Genomic DNA, 16,584 nt, shown 5'->3' with positions numbered 1-16,584 from the left:
CTGCAACCGATCATCGCCGAGGTGAAACGCTCGGTGCAGGACGCGCGCAACACCGCCGACCAGTCTTCAGCAATTGCGACCCAGACCAGCGCCGGCATGGAGCAGCAATACCGTCAGGTCGATCAGGTCGCCACCGCGTCCCACGAAATGAGCGCCACCGCTCAGGACGTGGCCCGCAGCGCTGCGCAAGCCGCCGAAGCCGCCAAGGACGCCGACCGCGCCACCCGTCAGGGCCTGACCGTGATCGACCGCACCACCGCCAGCATCGACACCCTCGCCGCCGACATGAGCGCGGCGATGGTGCAGGTCGAAGGCCTGGCCGCCAACAGCGAGAAGATCGGCACCGTGCTGGAAACCATCCGCGCCATCGCCGAACAGACCAACCTGCTGGCCCTCAACGCCGCCATCGAAGCCGCCCGCGCCGGTGAAGCCGGGCGCGGTTTTGCGGTAGTAGCCGATGAAGTGCGCAACCTCGCCCGCCGCACCCAGGAATCGGTGGAAGAAACCCGCCAGGTCATCGAGCAATTGCAGACCGGCACCCAGGATGTGGTCGGCTCGATGGGCAACAGCCATCGCCAGGCCCAGGGCAGCGTCGAACAGGTCGGCCAGGCCGTGACGGCGCTGCGCCAGATCGGCGATGCGGTGACGGTGATCAGCGACATGAACCTGCAGATCGCCAGCGCCGCCGAGGAACAGAGCGCGGTGGCTGAAGAGATCAACAACAACGTGGCGACGATTCGTGATGTGACGGAGTCGCTGTCGGGGCAGGCGAATGAATCGGCGCGGGTGAGCCAGTCGCTCAATAGCCTGGCGAATCAGCAGCAGAGTTTGATGGATCAGTTCCGCGTCTGACGCGGGATTGCTGAAGATCAAGAGCTTACCCCCTCACCCCAGCCCTCTCCCCATCGGGGGCGAGGGAGGAAAGGAAGCAGATCTTCGTTGTTGTGCAGGATCGCCGGAAGCCGATTATCAAATCTCGTCGCCTACAGCCCCTGCTGTAAGTGCGTTTAGCGTCACAACCAAATCCATCGACTAAGCTGGCGGATGTAGCACCTCGCAGCCAGATTTAGGACTGCGAGAAGACGTAGACTATCCTCATCACCAGGTGAATCACATGGCAAAACAGCTTTCCCCTGCAGGGGTGATGGCGCTCAAAGAGGCGCTATGCTCGGTGTACTGGTATAAATCAGAGCTCCGGGGATTTTTACAGCTTTGTCTTTCCACCCCAACCATCCTCCACCGGTTTAACTGGGAAAACTACAAGCGCCAGATTGCCTCGGACGTGGTCGATTTTTTGTGTGCAAATGCCGAATCCCATCTGGGTGACTTGACTAAAATTTGTTATGAGCTTTGTAGGCTGACTGATTTCTCTCATCTTCAACGCTTGGAAGATGGCCCCCAGAAAGTGGAAAAAGCTAGAAGTGCCGTCAACCAGCTCAAATCATTGGTTGAGCCACATCAGGACGCCAAAAAAGAACAGGACGAAATCAAACGCAGGCAAGAAGTCGCGGCCAAAAAGCTCCGTGAAAACGCTGCTGTACGACACAAACTCCAAGCCATAAACACTCGCTATCTGACTCTGATTAGCTCTGACAACGCGCAAACGCGCGGCTTCGAACTGGAGCGCGTAATGTATGAAATGTTTGAACTATTCGACCTCGACCCCAAGGCCTCGTTTAAAAATAAGGGAGAGCAAATCGACGGAGCCTTTTCCTTGGACGGAACCGAGTATCTGTTCGAAGCCAAATGGCAGAAAGACTCGGTCAACAAGGGCGATCTCGCAATCTTCACCGACAAGGTGAGGACCAAGTTAGAAAACACATTAGGGATATTTCTCTCAATCAATGGCTTCTCTCCAGAAGGAGTTGCTGCACACCAGGCTGGAGGAGCTTCAATATTGCTGGTTGACGGTGGAGACCTGATGGCGGTACTTGAGGAGCGAATCGACTTTGTAAGTTTGCTGCTCAGGAAAAAGCGCCATGCTGCACAGACCGGGCAAATTTTTCTCAGTTACTACCAAATGGTTGCCTCTGGGGCTGTCTAGTCAGAATCTCGAATCGAGCCTTGAATCTACCGATACCGGGTAAATGGGATCATCCCCTAAATCCCGATTCTCGGAATAGCTTCGAAAACGCCTAGAGAATCGACCAGCATGCCTCCATCGTTCAGTCCCTTTCACCGCTCAAATAGTGGCACTCTGTTACCATGCACTGTGTAAGTCTGAAATGACCCGACTGATTACAACAGGAGCCAAGGAACAGTGGCCGATTTATCAAGTGGTTCAACGGGGCACGAAGCTGGCGCTTCCGCGTTAGGCTTTTATTACCAAGCCCACTACGCCTTGCTGTCACTGTTACGACATTCCACGGACGATTCTGCAGTTTCCGTCGAACGTCTCGACGACGTGCATCTGGAAGTGAACGGGCAGCAACTGCTCATTCAACTCAAGCATTCCCTCTCTAAACGCCCACCTCCCATCTCTCTCAGCTCAACAGCGCTGTGGAAGACGATCAAAGTATGGATCGATACGCTACCGAATGTTTCTCTTGCTTCGACCAGATTTCACTTGATCGCCGTTGGGGCAATACCAAACGGATCTCCGTTGCTTTCATTGTGTGAGCAAAATACTGATCGGCGTCCGCTTCTAATGGCGATGACAGAAGAGGCAAAACGAGTCGTAGACCTACGTGCCACGTCCAGCAAAAAAAACCTCCCCTATGCAGATCGGGCGCAAGGATGTGAAGCCTTCTTGACGCTGAGTGATTCAGGTCGCTTGAACTTGCTAAGGCAAATCGAGATATTCCCGGACAGCCCTGATATCACCCGGATCGAAGCCTTGATTGCGCAGCAGCTGAAATTAACTCCTGTTGAGTATCGTCCAAATGTTACAAAGAGACTGGTCGAGTGGTGGGGGCTTCAGGTCGTATATTCGCTTTGCGGTATGAGAGACCGGGCAATTTCGTTTACCGAACTGCAGCATATGTTAATGGAGATAGAAAGCGACTTGGTCGAAGACAACTTGTCGTGGGAGTTTGAGGACGCGATGTTTCCCCCAGGTCATTCGCCCCACCGCATGCTTGAACGGCAAATTGCCTTGGTCAATGGCAGTAAGGTCGACCTGAAACGCTCTACTCGAGATCAATGGCGAGCCCATGGACAGAGGTCTAGCTGGGTTTCCGGTAACCCAAGCATGAAGCTCAAAGTCGCCAAATACGACTCCCGACTGATCGAATACTGGTCTGACCTGCATGAGCAAATGGCATTGGACTGCGAGGGAAAAGATGAAGCGATCAAGCGAGAGAGTGGCCTCCAGCTTCTGAGGTGGGCTTATGACGAAGCGCCTAAGAACGTGGAACCAATCTCAACGCCGAGTCGCCACTTCTACATCCGAGGCACCTACCAAACTCTCTCGATAGACCGTCGAGTGGGTTGGCACCCTGACTATATTGAGCTTCTGGAGGATGAGTCTTGATAGTTGCTCACGACCTCTACGCTGAAACGAATCCTGCGTTCTGTTCCTACATCCTTACGACCTTCACATCGGCCTACGAAGAGGAAAAATCTAGTAGTCCGGAGATGTTGCTCTGCTATGCAGCATTACCCATTGCGCTGTCAGGAGATCTGGAAAAAACGTTTCTTGGAACTAACCGCCTGACCGGGCTTCTCGAGTGGCTACAGAGAAATCCAGTCGTCCAGATTGACCTCCGCGAACGCATCGATAGCTCGGCAGACATCGTTACTGAAGCCATCCAATACGGCTGTTTTTCGAAGATCTTAAGTATCAATGAGCAAGGCCTGATGTCGGTGGGGCCTAAATCTACGAACAAAAGCGCAATCAATCGGCTCAGCTCTCCTAATTTGAATGCATTCAAACGTGCCCGCTCACTTGGATACTGGATGGCAATGGCGGGAAGCACCCGCACGACACTCAACATGATGGGATTGACAGTATGAGCCGCTGGAACATCGCGAGCATCTTCTTCCTTGGAGAAGAAGGTCGACTGAGAACGGTTACCCTAGAGCCAGGTGTAAACATCATCACTGGCGCCTCCGGCACTGGAAAATCTACACTTATCAAGGCAATCGACTACTGTCTGGGATCGAGCGAGTGCGAGCTCGCCGCGTATGTACGCCGTCACAGCATCGCGGTTGGAGTCAAATGGGTCTCCGGTAGCGCTGAAATGATCACAGGTCGCATCATTCCGCCACTCGCTCAGAAGAGTAGCGGGAGTATGTTTGTCAGCACCGGCAGAGACCTACCATTCCCTCAAACGATCGGTGAGTTCGAAGGCGCTACAACGCTCAAGTCAGCTAGGGCACTCATTGAGCGAGCGTTTGGAATTGGAGATATTGCCGGAGACTCGCATGAAGCTGGTGTGCAGCGCTGGCGTGCCTCAGTACGCCACGCCACTGCCTATATGTTTGTGACCAAAGAAGTCATCAACAACGAGAAGGCATTACTCCACGGCTTGGATCAAGCAGACGAAGCGAAGGGCATCGTTGAAACGATGCCTTATTTTCTCCGTGTAGTGAACGAAGAATCCGTGATCCATGAGCGGAAGCTCCGTGAACTGCGCCAACGGTATGACAGGGAAGAGCGCCGTCAACGCACCCAGAAAGCGTCTGACAGTGAGTTCAGGACAGTTGCAATGCGGCTTTTGATGGATGCCCAGCGATGCGGCATGATCAGCTCTCTCCCAGAAGGTCAAGCTACGGACGAAGAACTCAAGGCCGCCCTTGTTGCAGCTCGAAGAAGCCCGGTCAGTCGCTCGATCAATCCTGACGAAAACGAGCTGCCAGCGTTATACGCTGAGCGGAAAAGACTACTGAGCCTGTTGGATTATCAACGTCGCAGAGTACGTGCAACTCAGACCGCGCTGACTGAAATGGAGGAATTTAGAGGCACAGTACGGCGCCAATACGAAAAGCTGGAGATTTCGGAACACATCCGGAAGATAGGCGAAGTGTGCCCGGTATGCGATTCGCCCTCTCAAAAGGGACAGTCAATAGCAGGTGCTTTGCAGGCCACCCTCCAGATCATCCGGTCAGAAAGTGTTGCTGTCGAAAGCGTAAAGCCACGACTCGTGGAGCACGACCAAGTGCTTCATGACGAGCTCAAAAACATCAATACCGAACTCAAGACAGTGAACGAACGGATTGCAACGTGGGTGCGGCAAAACGAAGAAAATAAAAGGTTTGAGTCGGCTTCGACTTATAGGGCGAATCTGCTAGGAAAAATTTCACTCTTTCTTGAGCTCAGCCCCGCTCAACGGCCAGCCGCTGTCAGCCTTGATGTGTTACGTACTCAGATCGAGGAACTGGAAGCGAAGGTCGACCATGCTGCTAGAAAGGTGCTCCTGGATAGGGCTCAACGTAAGGTCTCGGAGAGAATGACGAAATCAATCGTTGCCTTACCGACCAAAGAACCATGCTTTGATGTGGACATTGAATTTTATGCACGTCCACCTGAGGTGGCGGTCATTGAACGGGGACAGAATGCGGTCCTGCGGATGATAGACCTAGGCTCGGACGAAAACTGCCTGGCGATTCATGTTGCCCTTACTTTTGCTTTGCAATCGTTCTTCAAGGAGGTTGGAGCGCCAGTACCAGGCTTCCTCGCTTTCGATCAGATAAGCCGTCCCTACTATCCAACTCGTGGTGAAGATGAAACCTTCCTCACAGGTGAGGACGAAGAGATTCTGGCAATGCGCAAGCACATCAATTTCTTATTCAATGAAACGGCGGCCCAAGAGGATCTCCAGGTACTGTTAATTGAACACGCCTACTTCGCTGATGATCCCCGCTATGTAAGTGCGACAAGGGAACGATGGACTCGTACCTCTGGAAATGCATTGATCCCTATGGATTGGCCGCAGCGATCTGAGCAGTGAACACAGTCGTCTGAGTGCTATTAGCTAAAGAATTCGGTCATCAACTCTCAAGTACAAAAAAGCCGCCCTCTTGGGCGGCTATCTCTACAGGGCAGGTAATTAAAGCAGAACCAAGACTCGACCACGGCTCCGCCATACTGGCCCTTTATGTGTAAGTGAATAGCTCTGAACCTACCTACCAAGCAGCAAGAGATTGCTTGCACAGCATTAGGGACGTGGGCACGGTGGTTACTTCAATCTTGATAGGCAGCAGGATACTTCCTATACCCTCGCGCCAATGTCGATAAACTTTAACGACTCATCTGAAGGTGTGGGCCTTGAGCCGGCGGCGTTCCGATGAGGGCTTCTACGGGCTCACCGCCGAGGCAACTGAATCTCCACCTTCAACCCACCCCACTCGCTTTCGCCCAACACCAAAACCCCGCCCCACGTTTCGACAATATCCCGCACAATCCCCAGCCCCAACCCATGCCCATGGGTCTGCTCATCCAGCCGCGTTCCCCGGCTGAACACCTGAGCCCGCTGCGCCTCGGGAATCCCCGGCCCGTCGTCTTCCACGCTCAGCACAAAGCCTTCCGCCGTCTCGACCACGCTCAGCCGCACCTCGGCATCCGCCCACTTGCAGGCGTTGTCCAACAGATTGCCGAGCAGTTCCAGCAAATCTTCACGATCCCACGGCAATTGCAGACCGGGTGGGGCCACATAACTCAGCTCCAGATGCTCGCCATGGATCATGTTCAACGTCGACAGCAGCCCCGGCAGCTCGGCGTCGCAATCGAACAGCGCCCCCGGCAACGCATCGCCAGAGAGCCGCGCTCGATTGAGCTCGCGGTTCAGCCGTTGCTGAACCTGTTCCAGTTGTTCCTTGAGAATCCTGCGCAGTTCCGGATGCGCGTCGAGCCTTTCACTCGACGCCAGACTGAGCAGCACCGCCAACGGAGTTTTCAGCGCATGCCCGAGATTGCCCAGAGCGTTGCGCGAACGCTTGAGGCTGTCTTCGGTGTGCGCCAGCAAATGGTTGATCTGCGCCACCAGCGGTTCCAGTTCCGCCGGCACTTGTTCATCGAGTTGTGAACGCTGGCCCTGCTGCAGCTGGGCGATCTGTTCGCGAGCCTTCTCGAGCGGGCGCAACGCGCGGCGCACGGTCAGGCGTTGCAACAACAGAATCAGCAGCAACCCGGCCAGGCCGAGGCCGAGACCGATCTGGCGCATGCGCTGGAAACTCTCGCGCACCGGCGTGTAATCCTGGGCGACGCTGATGGAAATCGACTGACCGAGCCGTCGATAGTCCGAACGCAGCACCAGCAATTGCTGACCGTCCGGCCCCAGTTGCAGGTTGCTGTGCAGCCCGGAGCGTTCGAGCAGCGGCAGATCCTGATCCCACAACGAGCGGGAGCGCCAATGGCTGTCGGCGAAGTCGATGCGGAAGTAATGCCCGGAAAACGGTCGCTGGTAGGCCGGCGACAAGTGCCGCTCATCCAGCTGCAAGCCTTGCGGCCCGCGAACCAGCGCCACCAGCAGGCTCTCGCTGTCGTTGCGCAACCCGGCTTCGAGATAGCGCTGCAATCCCACTTCGAACAGCCACAGACTGGTTTGCGCCAGCAGCACGCCGACGACCACCAGCACGCTGATCAACCCCAGGCTCAAGCGGCGCTGGATCGATCTCACGAAGCCTGTCCGCCAAACAGATAACCCTGACCGCGACGGGTTTCGATCACGCTCTTGCCGAGCTTGCGTCGCAGGTGATTGACGTGAACCTCCAGCACGTTGGAATCGCGCTCGGTCTCGCCGTCGTAGAGGTGCTCGGCGAGGTGGCTTTTGGAGAGGATCTGTTCCGGGTGCAGCATGAAGTAGCGCAGCAGACGGAATTCGGCGGCGGTCAGCTGAATGTCGGCACCGTCGCGCACGACACACTGGCGGCCCTCGTCCAGGTGCAGACCGGCGGCCTTGAGCGTCGGCTGGTTGGCCTGGCCCTTGGAGCGGCGCAGCAGCGACTGGATGCGCAAATACAGTTCTTCCGGATGGAAAGGTTTGGTCAGGTAATCGTCGGCACCGGCCTTCAGGCCTTCAATGCGCTCGGCCCAGGAATCGCGGGCGGTAAGGATCAGCACCGGAATCGTCAGACCGCCGGCGCGCCATTGCGCCAACACCTCAAGCCCCGGCACGCCGGGCAGACCGAGGTCGAGGACGATCAGGTCATAGGGCTCGCTGCTGCCCTGATAGACCGCATCGCGCCCGTCCGCCAGCCAGTCCACCGCGTAGCCTTGGCGTTGCAGGCCGGCGAGCAATTCGTCGGCCAGCGGTACGTGGTCTTCCACCAGAAGCAAGCGCATCGGTCAATCTTCCTTGTCTTTCACGAGTTCGCCGGTGTCGGCCTTCAGATGCAGCTCACGGGCCACACCTTCGACGGTCAGCAACTCGACTTCATAAATGTAGACGTCGTGTTTTTCTTCCAGCTCGACTTCCAGCAGTTTCGCGCCGGGATAGCGGTCCATCGCCTGCTGCAATACCTGCTCCAGCGGCAGGATCACACCCTGCTTGCGCAGATTGAGGGCTTCGTCGGGACCCAGGTCACGGGCCATGGCCGTCGAGCAAAACATCACCAGCGCCAATGCCGTACGGCGGGTGGCGCGAACATTCACCTTCATTACGTATCCTGATGATCCTTGAGCACTTGCCCGCTCACCGCGTCCAGTTCCAGATCCCACTCCAGCCCCTGCGGATCACGCAGTTCGATCTGGTAGATGTACTTGCCGTACTGTTCTTCCAGCTCGGTGTCGGTGATCGTCGAACCCGGGTGTTTGGCCAGCGCGGTGGCGTTGAGCTTCTCGAAGGAGACGATAGTACCAGCGTCGCGCAGGCGCAGGGCTTCATCCGGGCCCAGATCGCGGGCGTGAACGGTGCTGGCGGTGAGGCCGATGATCGAGGCGATGGTCAGGGCAGTCAGGGTTTTCATGGTGTCTCCGTATTTTTATGTGTCGCTACGGGCCGCACCTTAACGGTGCGAACTTAACTGAAACTGAATTGCCATCATTGGGCCTGCTCCTGCAGCCACGGCAACATGTGCTTATAATCTTTCGCTTGCTAACGATCGAGACCGGTATGACCGCCATTCACATCAAGTTCCCTGCCCTCACCCTCAAGGCCGGCCCCAGGGCCATGGCGCGTATTCGTGCCCAAGGCCTGAACGCCGCCGACGTCGGCACCCTGCCCGGCGCTGCCGGTGGGCCCAAGGCATTGGGGATTCAGGGCCTGGATCTGGCGCTGTTCGGCGAGTGGTTGCCGAAGGCGCCGCGCGAGCGCTCGCTGATCGGTGCGTCGGTGGGTTCCTGGCGCTTCGCCAGCGCCTGCCTGCCGGACGCCGCCGAAGGCATCCGCCGCCTCGGTCATCTGTACACCGAGCAGAACTTCAACAAAGGTGTGACCATCGGCGAGGTCAGCCGCAGTTCGCAGCGCATGCTCGATGACCTGCTCGACGGCCGAGACACGAGCCTTCTGACCAACGCCCATTACCGCTTGAACATCATGGTGGTCAAAAGCCACGGCGGGCTGGCGGACGACCATCGCGGCCGGCTCGGGCTGGCGCTGGGTTCGGTGATCGCCGACAACCTGCGCGGCCGTGCGCGGCTGTCGCGGCATTTTGAACGGCTGATCATCCACGACCCGCGCCTGGCGCCGCCGGTGCATGCGCTGAATGACTTCCCGTCGCGCTTCGTCGCCCTCGACGCCGGCAACCTGCGCCAGGCGCTGCTGGCCTCGGGCTCGATCCCGATGGTCATGGAAGGCGTGCGCGACCTGCCGGGCGCCGGTGCCGGCACGTTCCGCGACGGCGGTCTGCTCGACTATCACCTCGACCTGCCCTACAGCGGCGACGGCATCGTGTTGTATCCGCACTTCACCGACCGGGTGATTCCGGGCTGGTTCGACAAGACCCTGCCGTGGCGCAAGGCGTCGGTGGAGCGCTTGCAGGACGTGCTGTTGCTCGCGCCGTCCAAGGAATACCTGGCGCGCCTGCCCTACGGCAAACTCCCCGACCGTAACGACTTCAAGCGCTTCATGGGCGATGCGCCGAGCCGGCAGAAATACTGGCGCGCGGCGATGGACGAGAGCCGCCGGCTGGGCGACGAATTCCTCGAACTGACTGCCAATGGTCGCCTCGCCGAGCGCTTGCTGACCCTTTAGTCAGCACAGCCCTGGACAAGCTGGTAAACTCGCCGCCTGCCCGAATTCGCTGCGGCGAACGCCATCTGAACAGAGCTGAAATCACTGTGGAAATCTTCAAGGAATTTACGTTCGAATCCGCCCACCGCCTGCCCCACGTACCGGACGGCCACAAGTGCGGACGCCTGCACGGTCACTCGTTCAAAGTGGCGATTCACCTGAGCGGCGACCTCGACCCGCACACCGGCTGGATCCGTGATTTCTCCGAGATCAAAGCGATTTTCAAGCCGTTGTACGAGCGTCTGGACCACAACTACCTGAACGACATTCCTGGCCTTGAGAACCCGACCAGCGAAGTGCTGGCCAAATTCATCTGGAATGAATTGAAGCCCCTGCTGCCGGAACTCAGTGCGATCCGCATCCACGAGACCTGCACCAGCGGTTGCATCTATCGCGGCGAGTAATTCCCGCGACACAAAAAAACCACCGAGACCGGTGGTTTTTTTACGCCTATGCTTTTTGGCTCGAACCCGCCAAGAGGACAGGCCCATGACGGACTGGCTGCTGGATCAGGTCTTTGATTTCAACGGGCGACAGATTCGCCACGGGGTGCGCGGCGACGGCCCGCCGCTGGTGTTCGTGCACGGCACGCCCTTCTCGTCTTACGTGTGGCACCGCATCGCGCCGCACTTTTTTGCCACGCATCGGGTGCATTACTTCGACCTGCTGGGCTACGGCCAGTCCGAGCAACCGGACGCCGATGTCTCCCTCGGCGTGCAGAACGAATTGCTCGCGCAGTTGCTCGATCACTGGAATCTGCAACGCCCGGATGTGGTTGCCCATGACTTCGGCGGCGCCACCGTGCTGCGCGCTCATCTGCTCAACGGCAAGGATTACCGCAGCCTGACCCTGATCGACCCGGTGGCGCTGACACCCTGGGGTTCGCCGTTCGTGCAGCACGTGCGCCAGCACGAAGCGGCGTTCAGCGGCCTGCCGGATTACATCCAGCGCGCCATCGTACCGACCTACATTCGCGGGGCGATTCACCGGGAGATTCCCGATGACGAATTGGCGCCCTATGCGCAGCCGTGGCTTGGCGATCCGGGGCAAGCGGCGTTCTACCGGCAGATTGCGCAGATGGATCAGCGCTACACGCTGGAGGCACAGCCGCTGTATCCGACGATTCGCTGCCCGGTGCAGATTCTCTGGGGTGAAGAGGATCAGTGGATTCCCATCGAACGCGGGCGTGAGTTGCACAAGATGATTCCCGGATCGCAGTTTCATCCGGTTCCGAATGCCGGGCATCTGGTGCAGGAGGATGCGCCTGAAGCCATAGTCGCCGCGCTGCTGCGGTTCCTCTGATCCAATCCCGTGACCCTGTGGGACCAGCTGCTCCCACATGGTTCGGTAGGGCGCCCGATGCACTGCTTTCGCGCCGATCATCCGTGCCTCGACTATAAATACCCGCAACATCGCGTTTGGCACGACCGCTGCAACCACTTCGCGTCCTCCCCTTTCCAGCAAGGAACGCCCCATGACGCAAAACGATCCCGGCAACGATTACCCCCTCAGTGAAGTGCCGATGCACGCGCGCAAAGGCCTGGCCTCCACGGCGATGGTGCTGCTGGGCTTCACCTTCTTCACCGCGACCATGTTTGCCGGCGGCAAGCTCGGCGTGGCGTTCAACTTCGGCGAAATGCTCGCCGTCATCGTCATCGGCAACCTGCTGCTTGGTGTGTACGCCGCAGGCCTGGGTTACATCGCCTTCAAAAGCGGGCTGAATTCGGTGCTGATGGGGCGCTTCTGTTTTGGCGAAGTCGGCAGCAAGCTCAGCGACCTGATCCTCGGGTTCACCCAGATCGGCTGGTACGCCTGGGGCACCGCGACGGCGGCGGTGGTGCTCGGCAAGTATTTCGACTTGAACGAAGCCACGGTGCTGGGCCTGATGGTGCTGTTCGGCCTGGTGTTCTGCGCCACGGCGTACGTCGGTTATCGCGGGCTGGAGATTCTGTCGTACATCGCAGTGCCGGCGATGATGTTGCTGCTGATGCTGTCGATGTGGGTCGCGACCGTGAAGGTCGGCGGCCTCGACGGTTTGCTCAGCGTCGTACCGACGGGTTCGCTGGACTGGTCGACCGCCATCACACTGGTGTTCGGCACCTTCGTCAGCGGCGCGACCCAGGCCACCAACTGGACGCGTTTTTCCCGTTCGGCGCGGGTCGCGGTGCTGGCCAGCCTGATCGGTTTTTTCATCGGCAACGGCCTGATGGTGCTGATCGGCGCCTATGGCGCAATCGTCTATCAACAGCCCGACGTGGTCGAAGTGTTGCTGTTGCAGGGCTTCGCCATGGCAGCGATGGCGATGCTGTTGCTGAACATCTGGAGCACCCAGGACAACACCATCTACAACTTCGCCGTCGCCGGCTGCAACCTGCTGCGCACCGGGCGCCGCAAGACCGTGACCCTGGCCGGTGCCGTGATCGGCACGGCGCTCGCGCTGCTGGGCATGTACGACATGCTGGTGCCTTACCTGATCCTGCTCGGCACGGTGATTCCGCCGATTGGCGGCGTGATCATGGCGGACTTTTTCTACCGCTGGCGCGGGCGTTATCCGCGTCTGGCCGACGCACGGTTACCGGCGTTCAACTGGCCGGGGCTGGCGGCCTACGCGGCCGGGACGGTCGCGGCGTTTGGCTCGCCGTGGGTCGCGCCGCTGGTCGGCATCGCCGTTGCCGCGTTAACGTATATCGCAGTGACCGGCCTGCTCGGCGCCCGCAACGCGGCCGCCCCTCTACAAGATCTATAAAAGGATTCGCCCGATGCACATCATCAACGCCCGACTGCGCAACCAGGAAGGTCTGCACGAATTGCACCTCGAAGACGGCCTGATCCGCAGCATCGCGCGCCAGACCGAAGCGCCGACCCTGGGCCCCGACGACCTCGACGCCGGCGGCAATCTGGTGGTGCCGCCCTTCGTCGAGCCGCACATTCACCTCGACGCCACCCTGACCGCCGGCGAGCCGCGCTGGAACATGAGCGGCACGCTGTTCGAAGGCATCGAATGCTGGGGCGAGCGCAAGGTCACCATCACCCAGGAAGACACCAAGACCCGGGCGAAGAAAACCATCCAGACCCTCGCCGCCCACGGCATCCAGCATGTGCGCACCCACGTCGACGTCACCGATCCGCAGCTCACTGCGCTCAAGGCGATGCTTGAAGTGCGCGAGGAAAGCCGTCACCTGATCGACCTGCAAATCGTCGCGTTCCCCCAGGAAGGCATCGAATCGTTCCGCAACGGGCGCGAGCTGATGGAAGAAGCGATCCGCATGGGCGCCGATGTGGTCGGCGGGATCCCGCATTTCGAGTACACCCGCGACCAAGGCGTCAGCTCGGTGAAGTTTCTGATGGACCTGGCCGAGCGCACCGGCTGCCTGGTGGACGTGCACTGCGACGAAACCGACGACCCGCATTCGCGCTTCCTCGAAGTGCTGGCCGAAGAGGCCCGCAGCCGCGACATGGGCGCCCTCGTGACCGCCAGCCACACCACGGCGATGGGCTCCTACGACAACGCCTACTGCGCCAAACTGTTCCGCCTGCTCGGGCATTCGGGGATCAGTTTTGTCTCCTGCCCGACCGAAAGCATTCATCTGCAAGGGCGCTTCGACAACTTCCCGAAACGCCGCGGCGTGACCCGCGTCAACGAACTGCTCGAAGCCGGGATGAACGTCTGCTTCGGCCAGGATTCGATCGTCGATCCGTGGTATCCGCTGGGCAACGGCAACATCCTGCGGGTCCTCGAAGCCGGCCTGCACATCTGCCACATGCTCGGTTATCGAAACCTGCAGAGCGCGCTGGATCTGGTCACCGACAACAGCGCCAAAGCCATGCACCTCGGTGAACGCTACGGCCTGGAACAGGGCCGCCCGGCGAACCTGCTGATCCTGTCGGCGGACAGCGATTACGAAGTGATCCGCAGCCAGGGCCTGCCGCTGTATTCGATCCGCGACGGCAAAGTGCTGATGAAGCGGCAGATGCCGGTGGTGGAATTCGTCTAAGGTGTAGAAGTCGGCGCTGCAACGGCGCCGACTTCTTCCGATGGACGCACTGTCATGCCGTAGTTCGCGCGTAGTTGCTCCGCTGCCATCCTCATTGATCCGTGAGGACGCGACATGAATCAAAAGACCACTTCCGATCCCATGGCCACGCTTTACCAGGAAGGCCGCCATACGTTTGTCGAGCTCGTACCCGATGGAGGGGCCAGGCTCGACGCCTTGTTTCGTACCGTTCCCGCACTGCGCGAACTTGCCGTTGGCGTGGTGTACGGACATTTACACTCACGTCCCGGTCTTGATCCGCGATTACGCGAAGCGGTGTCATTTGCCGCCATTGTCGCCTCGGGCATGGTCGGACCTCCGCTGAGCGTGCACCTCAAAACCGGCCTGGCATCCGGCCTCGCACCGGGTGAATTGACTGAAATACTGCTGCAGGCTTCGGCCTTCGCCGGTTTCCCCCGAGCGGTCAGCGCTGCGGAGCAGCTCAATCATCTGTTTGCAGACGCGGACCTTGAATCACCACCGTCACGCACCCCGAGAGAAGTCACTTCGAGATTTTGCTCTGACGTTCGCGAGGGCCATTCACCCATTCCGTTGAGTGCCGCCGTGAAACGCCAATTGCGGCACGCAGACCGTTTGGCGCTGCAAGCCAGCTCGGCGCAGGCTGTGATCGTCGAGTGCTTTCAAAGCCCCGAGACACAGCCCATAGCCCTGCTGTATGTGACGGTGGTCGATGACACTGTTGTCGCCGTGAAACTGTTCAAGGGCCAATGAACGGTTATGGATCGGGGCGGCTTTATCGCAAAACGATAGAGCCGACCTGTCAGATCTGACAGGCGACAAGCGCTGCGTGTTGGCTCACAGTAAGCCCCAAGGGATCCATCGTTCCCGGGGGGACGATCATGAAAGGGACTTCACCACTTCTTCTGATTTTCGCGCTTGGCCTCGCCGTCACCGCCACCAGCTCTGCGAGCGCGGCAGTTCGCAACGGCGGCGGTGAAAATATTCTGCTGCAAACCTTCCACTGGAATTCCAGCCGCAATCCAACCCCCTGGTATTCAGTACTTGCTCAACAGGCGGCGACCATTGGCAACGACGGATTCACCCTTGTCTGGTTACCGCCCCCTTGGACGGACAACTCAAGCTGGACCGACAGCCAGGCTCAGACCTCCGGTGGTGGAGAAGGCTACTTCTGGAACAGCTTCGACAAAAACAGCCGTTACGGCACTGATCAGCAACTCAAACAAGCGGTGCTGGCGTTCAACAACGCTGGCGTGAAAGTCGTCTTCGACGTCGTGCCCAATCACACGGACGATAAAGCGGTCTTTCCGCTGTTCCCGGCAGGGAACAACGAACGGCGGCACGACTGCGCAAATTGTGACGAAGGTGACGCGTTTGTGGATGGGAGGGCGGATTTGAACACTGCGAATCCAACAGTCTTCGAAACCTTCAAAAACGAGTTCATCAATCTGCGCGACAACTACGGTGCTCGAGGCCTGCGCTTTGACTTTGTCCGTGGCTACGCGCCGGAAACCGTGGATCGCTGGATGAACGCCTTCGGCAACCAGCAATTTTGCGTCGGCGAGAACTGGAAAAGCCCCGGGGAATACCCGCCGGGCGACTGGCGACACAATGCGAGCTGGCAGGATGTGCTCAAGGACTGGTCGGATCGCTCGCACTGCACGGTGTTTGATTTCGCCCTCAAGGAGCGTATGCAGAACGGTTCGCTCGCCGAGTGGCGCCACGGTTTGAATGGCAATCCGGATCGTGCCTGGCGCGAAATCGCCGTGACCTTTGTCGACAACCACGACACCGGTTATTCACCCGGCGCCTACGGCGGCCAACATCACTGGGCGTTGCCCGATCCACTGGTCAATCTGGCTTACGCCTACATCCTCAGCAGTCCCGGCACGCCGACCGTTTACTGGCCGCACATGTATGACTGGCAGCGTGATCAACTGATCCGGCAACTGATCAAACTGCGCAAGAGTGCCGGAATCCGCGCTGATTCGCCGATTCGCTTCAACACTGCCTATTCGGGACTGGTCGCCACCACACAAGGTGTACGCGGCACATTGGTGATCGCCCTCAAATCCGATCTGCAACAGTTGCCGCAAGGCAAGGACGCGCCGACCTTGAACTGGGATAACGGCGATATCCGGATCTGGAGCGGCCCTGTGGAACCGGCGACAGTGGCAGTCAACGTGCATTGCGATAACGCCAATCCGCAACCGGGCGAAAGTGTCTATGCAGCGGGTTCATCGCTGGAGTTCGGGGCGTGGGACCCACAACATGCGATAGCGCTGACACTGAACAACAAACGCTGGAGCACAACCGTGGAGGTGCCAGGTCAGCAACAGCTCGAGTGGAAGTGCATCGTGCGGGGCCAGGCGCCGACCGCAGTGTATTGGCAGGCGGGCGCGAATAACGCATTCAAAAGTGGTGCGGTGAGCGACACTGTCGGGCGGTTCTGATCTTGA

At 58.8% G+C, this 16,584-nt stretch carries 16 protein-coding genes; 12 read left to right on the top strand and 4 right to left on the bottom strand.

The window, feature by feature from the left end; translation table 11 throughout:
• Positions 1-96 precede the first annotated feature (96 nt).
• The 5 genes from ACM6JM_RS24760 (at position 97) to ACM6JM_RS24740 (ending at position 5,891) form a co-directional block, all read left to right on the top strand.
• Positions 97-852, top strand: a complete 756-nt coding sequence (locus tag ACM6JM_RS24760) for a methyl-accepting chemotaxis protein (protein ID WP_371262551.1) — start codon at positions 97-99, stop codon at positions 850-852.
• Positions 853-1,114: 262 nt separating this feature from the next.
• Entirely contained in the window at positions 1,115-2,044 is a 930-nt protein-coding gene (locus tag ACM6JM_RS24755) for a restriction endonuclease (protein ID WP_414882674.1), read from the top strand.
• A 216-nt stretch (positions 2,045-2,260) separates the two neighbouring features.
• A complete protein-coding gene (locus tag ACM6JM_RS24750; RefSeq protein WP_414882673.1) occupies positions 2,261-3,472 on the top strand; it encodes an ABC-three component system protein in 1,212 nt (403 codons plus the stop codon).
• A complete protein-coding gene (locus tag ACM6JM_RS24745; RefSeq protein WP_414882672.1) occupies positions 3,469-3,954 on the top strand; it encodes a three component ABC system middle component in 486 nt (161 codons plus the stop codon). Before ACM6JM_RS24750 ends, ACM6JM_RS24745 begins: the two co-directional genes overlap by 4 nt.
• Complete coding sequence (locus ACM6JM_RS24740; protein ID WP_414882671.1) at positions 3,951-5,891, top strand: DUF3732 domain-containing protein; 1,941 nt, start codon at positions 3,951-3,953, stop codon at positions 5,889-5,891. Before ACM6JM_RS24745 ends, ACM6JM_RS24740 begins: the two co-directional genes overlap by 4 nt.
• A 354-nt stretch (positions 5,892-6,245) precedes the next feature.
• On the opposite strand, the gene ACM6JM_RS24735 is transcribed toward ACM6JM_RS24740, so the two are convergent.
• Genes ACM6JM_RS24735 through ACM6JM_RS24720 form a run of 4 tightly spaced genes read right to left on the bottom strand, consistent with a single transcriptional unit; the run spans position 6,246 to position 8,847 of the window.
• On the bottom strand, positions 6,246-7,559 hold the full coding sequence (locus ACM6JM_RS24735) for a sensor histidine kinase (protein ID WP_414882670.1): 1,314 nt from the start codon (positions 7,557-7,559) through the stop codon (positions 6,246-6,248).
• On the bottom strand, positions 7,556-8,224 hold the full coding sequence (locus ACM6JM_RS24730) for a response regulator transcription factor (RefSeq protein WP_011335105.1): 669 nt from the start codon (positions 8,222-8,224) through the stop codon (positions 7,556-7,558). Before ACM6JM_RS24730 ends, ACM6JM_RS24735 begins: the two co-directional genes overlap by 4 nt.
• A 3-nt stretch (positions 8,225-8,227) precedes the next feature.
• Complete coding sequence (locus tag ACM6JM_RS24725) at positions 8,228-8,539, bottom strand: PepSY domain-containing protein (protein ID WP_039770259.1); 312 nt, start codon at positions 8,537-8,539, stop codon at positions 8,228-8,230.
• Positions 8,539-8,847, bottom strand: coding sequence for a PepSY domain-containing protein (locus ACM6JM_RS24720; protein ID WP_039770261.1), 309 nt, complete (start codon positions 8,845-8,847; stop codon positions 8,539-8,541). Before ACM6JM_RS24720 ends, ACM6JM_RS24725 begins: the two co-directional genes overlap by 1 nt.
• Before the next feature lie 146 nt (positions 8,848-8,993).
• Between ACM6JM_RS24720 and ACM6JM_RS24715 the strand changes: the two genes are divergently transcribed.
• The 7 genes from ACM6JM_RS24715 (at position 8,994) to ACM6JM_RS24685 (ending at position 16,578) form a co-directional block, all read left to right on the top strand.
• A complete protein-coding gene (locus ACM6JM_RS24715) occupies positions 8,994-10,073 on the top strand; it encodes a patatin-like phospholipase family protein (RefSeq protein ID WP_163975941.1) in 1,080 nt (359 codons plus the stop codon).
• A gap of 86 nt (positions 10,074-10,159) precedes the next feature.
• Positions 10,160-10,516: a 6-carboxytetrahydropterin synthase QueD gene (gene queD / locus ACM6JM_RS24710; RefSeq protein WP_007955941.1), complete on the top strand. Its 357-nt coding sequence runs from the start codon at positions 10,160-10,162 to the stop codon at positions 10,514-10,516.
• Between the two features lie 85 nt (positions 10,517-10,601).
• Positions 10,602-11,414, top strand: coding sequence for an alpha/beta fold hydrolase (locus tag ACM6JM_RS24705; protein WP_414882669.1), 813 nt, complete (start codon positions 10,602-10,604; stop codon positions 11,412-11,414).
• 172 nt (positions 11,415-11,586) lie between these two features.
• Positions 11,587-12,858, top strand: a complete 1,272-nt coding sequence (gene codB, locus ACM6JM_RS24700; protein ID WP_414882668.1) for a cytosine permease — start codon at positions 11,587-11,589, stop codon at positions 12,856-12,858.
• A gap of 13 nt (positions 12,859-12,871) precedes the next feature.
• A complete protein-coding gene (gene codA, locus ACM6JM_RS24695; RefSeq protein WP_085648185.1) occupies positions 12,872-14,107 on the top strand; it encodes a cytosine deaminase in 1,236 nt (411 codons plus the stop codon).
• A 114-nt stretch (positions 14,108-14,221) separates the two neighbouring features.
• Positions 14,222-14,878, top strand: a complete 657-nt coding sequence (locus tag ACM6JM_RS24690; RefSeq protein ID WP_414882667.1) for a carboxymuconolactone decarboxylase family protein — start codon at positions 14,222-14,224, stop codon at positions 14,876-14,878.
• Between the two features lie 128 nt (positions 14,879-15,006).
• Complete coding sequence (locus ACM6JM_RS24685; protein WP_074689164.1) at positions 15,007-16,578, top strand: glucan 1,4-alpha-maltotetraohydrolase domain-containing protein; 1,572 nt, start codon at positions 15,007-15,009, stop codon at positions 16,576-16,578.
• Positions 16,579-16,584: the final 6 nt, after the last annotated feature.

The organism is Pseudomonas sp. IT-P2, assembly GCF_949767575.1.
Lineage (GTDB): Bacteria > Pseudomonadota > Gammaproteobacteria > Pseudomonadales > Pseudomonadaceae > Aquipseudomonas > Aquipseudomonas pharyngis.
This window is presented reverse-complemented; position numbering and strand designations above follow the sequence as displayed.

Bases quoted from the DNA above. Each gene is read 5' to 3' on its own strand.
- ACM6JM_RS24760 (WP_371262551.1), top strand. From the start codon at position 97: ATGGAGCAGCAATACCGTCAGGTCGATCAGGTCGCCACCGCGTCCCAC.
- ACM6JM_RS24755 (WP_414882674.1), top strand. From the start codon at position 1,115: ATGGCAAAACAGCTTTCCCCTGCAGGGGTGATGGCGCTCAAAGAGGCG.
- ACM6JM_RS24740 (WP_414882671.1), top strand. From the start codon at position 3,951: ATGAGCCGCTGGAACATCGCGAGCATCTTCTTCCTTGGAGAAGAAGGT.
- ACM6JM_RS24730 (WP_011335105.1), bottom strand. From the start codon at position 8,224: ATGCGCTTGCTTCTGGTGGAAGACCACGTACCGCTGGCCGACGAATTG.
- ACM6JM_RS24725 (WP_039770259.1), bottom strand. From the start codon at position 8,539: ATGAAGGTGAATGTTCGCGCCACCCGCCGTACGGCATTGGCGCTGGTG.
- ACM6JM_RS24720 (WP_039770261.1), bottom strand. From the start codon at position 8,847: ATGAAAACCCTGACTGCCCTGACCATCGCCTCGATCATCGGCCTCACC.
- ACM6JM_RS24715 (WP_163975941.1), top strand. From the start codon at position 8,994: ATGACCGCCATTCACATCAAGTTCCCTGCCCTCACCCTCAAGGCCGGC.
- ACM6JM_RS24705 (WP_414882669.1), top strand. From the start codon at position 10,602: ATGACGGACTGGCTGCTGGATCAGGTCTTTGATTTCAACGGGCGACAG.
- codB (WP_414882668.1), top strand. From the start codon at position 11,587: ATGACGCAAAACGATCCCGGCAACGATTACCCCCTCAGTGAAGTGCCG.
- codA (WP_085648185.1), top strand. From the start codon at position 12,872: ATGCACATCATCAACGCCCGACTGCGCAACCAGGAAGGTCTGCACGAA.
- ACM6JM_RS24690 (WP_414882667.1), top strand. From the start codon at position 14,222: ATGAATCAAAAGACCACTTCCGATCCCATGGCCACGCTTTACCAGGAA.
- ACM6JM_RS24685 (WP_074689164.1), top strand. From the start codon at position 15,007: ATGAAAGGGACTTCACCACTTCTTCTGATTTTCGCGCTTGGCCTCGCC.